We start from the raw sequence: 4,833 nt of genomic DNA, 5'->3' as shown, positions 1-4,833 counted from the left end.
GGCGGGGCCGCGTTCGGGCTTTCCGCGCAAATCTATAAATTTGAAAAAATAAAGCGCGCCAAGGCGGCCGCGCGCAAGGAACATCCGGATGTTGAACTGCTGGATTTCGGGGTGGGGGAACCCGATCAGATTGCGCCCGCCTCAATCCGCCGCGCCCTGAAAAAAGCGGTTGACGACCCCGCCAACCGCGGGTACGCCGATAACGGCATCCGTGAATTCAAAATCGCGGCCGCACAATACATGCAAAACTTTTTCGGGGTTGCCGGCCTTGATCCGGATACCGAAATCAATCACAGCATCGGTTCAAAACCGGCCCTGGCCATGCTGCCTCTCTGCTTCGTCAATCCGGGCGATCTGGTGCTCGCGACCGTTCCCGGTTATCCGGTCATGGCAACCCACGCAAAATACCTCGGGGGACAGGTTATGCAAATTCACCTGCGGCCGGAAAACAATTTCCTCCCGGATTTGAAACAAATTGATCCCGGTATCGCGAAACGCGCGAAACTTTTTTACGTCAATTATCCGAATAACCCGACCGGCGCCGCCGCCACGGAAGAGTTTTTTGACGAATTGATTGAATTCGCCGCCGCGCACAACATCCTGATCGTCCAGGACGCGGCCTACGCCACGCTGGTCTACGGGCAAAAACCGCTTTCCATTTTGAGCCGCCCGCGCGGCAGGGAAGTTGCCGTGGAACTGCATTCCATGAGCAAAAGCTTCAATATGACCGGATGGCGCCTGGGGTTTACCGCCGGCTCAGCGCCGGTTATCCGGGCCTATGCCGAAGTGAAGGACAACATTGATTCCGGCCAGTTCAAGGCCATCCAGCTGGCGGCCTGCGCCGGGATTGCCGAAACGACGATTTCCGAGCGTATCAGGAAACATTACGAACGGCGGCTCCGTAAAATGGTCAAATGCCTGCGCGCGGCCGGATTCAACGCCAAAATGCCGGGCGGCACTTTTTACCTTTATGTTCCTGCGCCGAAGGGGGCCGGGGAAACCGTTTTCAGCGCCGCCGAGGAAGCCGCCGATTATTTAATCAGGAAACATCTGGTTTCCACCGTGCCCTGGGATGATGTTTCGCCATCGCTGCGTTTTTCGGCCACCTTTGAATCGGCGGGACCGAAGGATGATGACCGGGTGTTGGCAGAATTGCAGGCGCGCCTGACCAAGGCGGAATTAAGATTTTGACGCCAAATGAAAGCGTTTGTTTTAACAGGTATAAAGCAGATGGAAATGCGCGATGTTCCCGCGCCGGAAATAAAGGCGCCGGACGACGTCCTGGTAAAAATCGCGGCGGCGGGCGTCTGCGGCTCGGACATCCATTATTACAAGACCGGCCGGATCGGTTCCCAGGTTGTCCAATACCCGTTCACGGTCGGACATGAATGCGCCGGCATCGTGGTGAAAACGGGGGCGGCGGTGAAACGGGTGGCGCCGGGCGCGCTCGTGGCGGTGGAGCCGGCCATGGCGTGCGGACAATGCGATCAGTGCCGCGCGGGCCGCCCGCACACCTGCCGCCGTTTGCGCTTTTTGGGCTGTCCCGGCCAGGCGGAAGGGTGCCTCTCCGAGTATCTGGTCATGCCGGAGGAATGCTGTTTCCCGGCGGGAAAAGGCATGAGCGCCGAACAGGCGGCCCTTTCCGAGCCGCTGACAATCGGGTTCTACGCGGCCAGGCAGTCGCTGCCGCTCAAGGGAAGGGAGATTGGCATACTCGGCTGCGGCCCGATCGGTTTGAGCGTGATGATTTGCGCCCGGACCATGGGCGCGGCGCGGATTTTTGTTACCGACCGGCTCAACGAACGGCTGAAAGTTGCGGGGAATAACGGCGCCGGCTGGACCGGCAATCCGGAGGAAGAGAACATTGTTGAAAAAATAGCGCGCGAAAATCCCCTGCTTCTGGACGCGGTTTTTGAATGCTGCGGACAGCAGTCCGCTCTGGACCAGGCCGTGGAACTGCTGAAGCCCGGCGGAAAACTCATGCTGGTCGGCATTCCGGAAACCGACCGCGTTACGTTCGTGATTGATAAAATCCGGCGCAAGGAAATTTGCGTCCAGAACGTCCGGCGCCAATGCGGCTGTCTTCGCCCGACGCTCGCTCTCATGGCGGGAGGTAAATTGAAGGCGGACTTCATGATCACCCACCGGTTTGGATTTGAACAAACCGGGGAAGCTTTTGACCTGGTGGCCGGATACGCGGACGGCGTGGTCAAAGCCATGATTGGTTTTCCGCTGTAAGGCGGCCGGGCCGCAACCAAAATACATTCTCTTGCAAAGGCGCAAAGAACGCTGAGAACAAATAGACTTTGCGAGCTTGGCGGCTTGGCGAGAGATAGTTGGTCGTTTTATGTCAAAATCATCGCAAACACAGAGCGCCCGCCGCCTGAAAATAGTCAACCGCAAGGCGCGGCACGATTATTTTATCCTGGAAAGATTTGAAGCCGGCATAGAACTGCTGGGGACTGAGGTGAAGTCCATCCGCGAGGGCCAGGCGGACCTGACGTCGGGATTCGCGGGTATTGAAAAAGGACAGGTTTTTCTCCGCGATCTCCACGTCAGGCCGTATGAATTCGGCCACCAGTTCAATCACGACCCGCGCCGGCCGCGCCGTCTGCTCCTGCATAAAAACGAAATAAGAAAAATGACCGGCGAACTGGCGCGCAAAGGCATGACCCTGATCCCCTTGTCGCTTTACCTTAACCAGCGCGGCCTGATCAAGGTTGAGCTGGGTTTGTGCCGCGGCAAACACGCGCCGGACAAACGCAACCGCCTGCGCCAGGAGACCGTGGAACGCGAAACGGCGCGCGCCGTTGCGGCCCACGCCCGCCGGTGAAAATTGAAAATTTGTTTTTATTAGGCTTGTCCGTTGACTCACGGAAAAAAAAGACGCCGTAGGCAGAAGCGAGATATGTGCTTCGATGACTCAAAAAAACCGAAAAAAAATTTGACAATTAAACAAAAGATGTTATTTTATAAAAAATATTGCGCGCTTTGTGCTGCGGTTCAGAAAAAAACGGGGCGGGGGCGCTACTGACTGAATAATTCTTTTGGGAGGAAAAATGAGCAGATTCGTTTGCCAATCATTAAAGAAACCGGTTTCTTATACGGCCCGGCTGTTCTGCGCGATGGGCCTGCTGGCGCAGGCAACGGTCTTCGCATCGGGCGAAAACGCCGGCGCCGGAAAGGAGTCGGCGGATTATATCAACCTGCTGAAAAATGGCGGCTTTGAAGATACCGGAGTGGATGCCCGCTATCCGCTTGAGTGGCGTTACGCCGGCGGCAAGGTTCCCGGCGAGTGGGAATTGACACGGCCTGAGCATGCGGGGAAGCAGTGCGTGCGGCTCAGGTCGGATCAAGACGGATATCATGGCGGCGTTTATCAGACTGTCAGGATTGAAGGCAACCGGAGATATAAAGTGTCGGTCTGGATCAAGGCCAACCTTGCCGAAAGCGGGAAACTTACGCCGCTATATGCTGAGGGCCGCTATAATTTTCTGCAGGACGGGCAAAGAAAAGACAAGGGTTGGAGCGTGAGCGCAGGCGTGAAACGCGGTGAATTTGACTGGCAGTATGTTGAAAAGACCTTTGAAATGCCCGCGGACGCGCTGGGGACATTTTCCGTGCCTGTGTATCCGGCGCTTTTTTACGGCCGGGGCGAGGTTTGGGTTGACGACATGCAACTGGTTGATTTAGGGCCTGTCAAGTTGGGCAAGGAAACGTATTCGCTGACATTTGAAAATCCCGCGGCATGGAAGCTGTCGGCGCATGTCAACGAAAAGCCGGCCGAAGCGCCGAAAGACTGCGCCGCGCAAAGCGATGATAAGAACCCGTGCGAGGGCAAGCCGGGATTGAAATTAAAGTATGTTTTTACTTCGGTCAAACATGACGCCGTTCTGCTGACGGCGGACGCGTCCATTGCCGGGGGAACGATGCTGGCATTGCGGGTATATGGGGACGGTTCCGGGCATGAACTGGACGCGGCGCTGTATGACAAGAGCGGGGAAGCGCATTATCTGCCGCTCGGTCCGGTTTATTGGCGGGGGTGGAAGACGGTGTACAAATCATTTGCCGACCTGATCAGGGGGCCGGAGAGCAAGTGGGACGTGTCGTGCGAGCATTGGGGCGGGGACAAGAACCAGACCCTGGAGTTGCCCATAACGCGGGTAACTATCGGCCTGAACGACCGGCCGGACGGTTTCAAGGGCAAAGGGGAAATAACGTTCGGATGGCTGAAGATTTATGAATAACAGACAGTGATTTGAAGATGAATTCTTATCTCGGCGCACTCTGCGTATCCAGCGCAGCGGGTGGTACAATTAACCGCAGAGAAGGCAGACCCGTAGGAGCGCCCCGCTGGCGCGATGATTCGCCTCGGCGGGGCGAGGCTCCTTGGGCAGAAGGCAGAAGAAAGGAAAAACAAAATGACAACAACAGCGGAGAACAGCAAGTTTCTTTCGGTTTTGAATAATCCAAAATTTAAAATCCAAAATCTAAAATTGGCTGCAGGTAAAACCAGCGCCGGAATATTTGCGCTGGCGGCGGCGTTTTTGCTCGCGGCCTGGAACGGGCATGCGGCGGAAATGTTCGTGCCGAAAGCGGCCAAGCCGCCGGCGATGGATGGACGGATCGATGACGAGGAATGGTCGGCGGCCGCTAAATCGGGCCAATTCGTAATTGTCGGCCAAACCAACGCGGCGTCGGAGCAGACCGAGGCGTTTCTCATGCGTGATGACAAGAATCTCTACGTCGCGTTTCGCTGTCATGAATCGCAGATTGACAGGATAAAAGCGGATGAAAAGACAAGGAATGGTCCGGTGTGGGGTGATGATGACG

At 56.4% G+C, this 4,833-nt stretch carries 5 protein-coding genes; all 5 read left to right on the top strand.

Annotated elements, in window-relative coordinates; genetic code table 11:
- The coding region (locus PHP98_11700) for an LL-diaminopimelate aminotransferase (GenBank protein ID MDD5484292.1) at window positions 1–1,191 on the top strand (1,191 nt) is incomplete at its 5' end.
- Window positions 1,192–1,197: 6 nt separating this feature from the next.
- Window positions 1,198–2,238, top strand: coding sequence for an alcohol dehydrogenase catalytic domain-containing protein (locus PHP98_11695; protein MDD5484291.1), 1,041 nt, complete (start codon window positions 1,198–1,200; stop codon window positions 2,236–2,238).
- A 109-nt stretch (window positions 2,239–2,347) separates the two neighbouring features.
- Entirely contained in the window at window positions 2,348–2,833 is a 486-nt protein-coding gene (gene smpB / locus PHP98_11690; protein MDD5484290.1) for an SsrA-binding protein SmpB, read from the top strand.
- 226 nt (window positions 2,834–3,059) lie between these two features.
- Window positions 3,060–4,247, top strand: coding sequence for a carbohydrate binding domain-containing protein (locus PHP98_11685; GenBank protein MDD5484289.1), 1,188 nt, complete (start codon window positions 3,060–3,062; stop codon window positions 4,245–4,247).
- 174 nt (window positions 4,248–4,421) lie between these two features.
- Window positions 4,422–4,833 (top strand): hypothetical protein (locus PHP98_11680; protein MDD5484288.1); only part of this gene is annotated, 412 nt, incomplete at its 3' end.

This window comes from Kiritimatiellia bacterium, from assembly GCA_028715905.1.
In the GTDB taxonomy this organism is placed as follows: Bacteria; Verrucomicrobiota; Kiritimatiellia; order JAAZAB01; family JAAZAB01; genus JAQUQV01.
This window is presented reverse-complemented; position numbering and strand designations above follow the sequence as displayed.

Excerpts from the sequence above, each read along its gene's own strand:
- PHP98_11695 (MDD5484291.1), top strand. The coding sequence starts at position 1,198 with ATGAAAGCGTTTGTTTTAACAGGTATAAAGCAGATGGAAATGCGCGAT.
- smpB (MDD5484290.1), top strand. The coding sequence starts at position 2,348 with ATGTCAAAATCATCGCAAACACAGAGCGCCCGCCGCCTGAAAATAGTC.
- PHP98_11685 (MDD5484289.1), top strand. The coding sequence starts at position 3,060 with ATGAGCAGATTCGTTTGCCAATCATTAAAGAAACCGGTTTCTTATACG.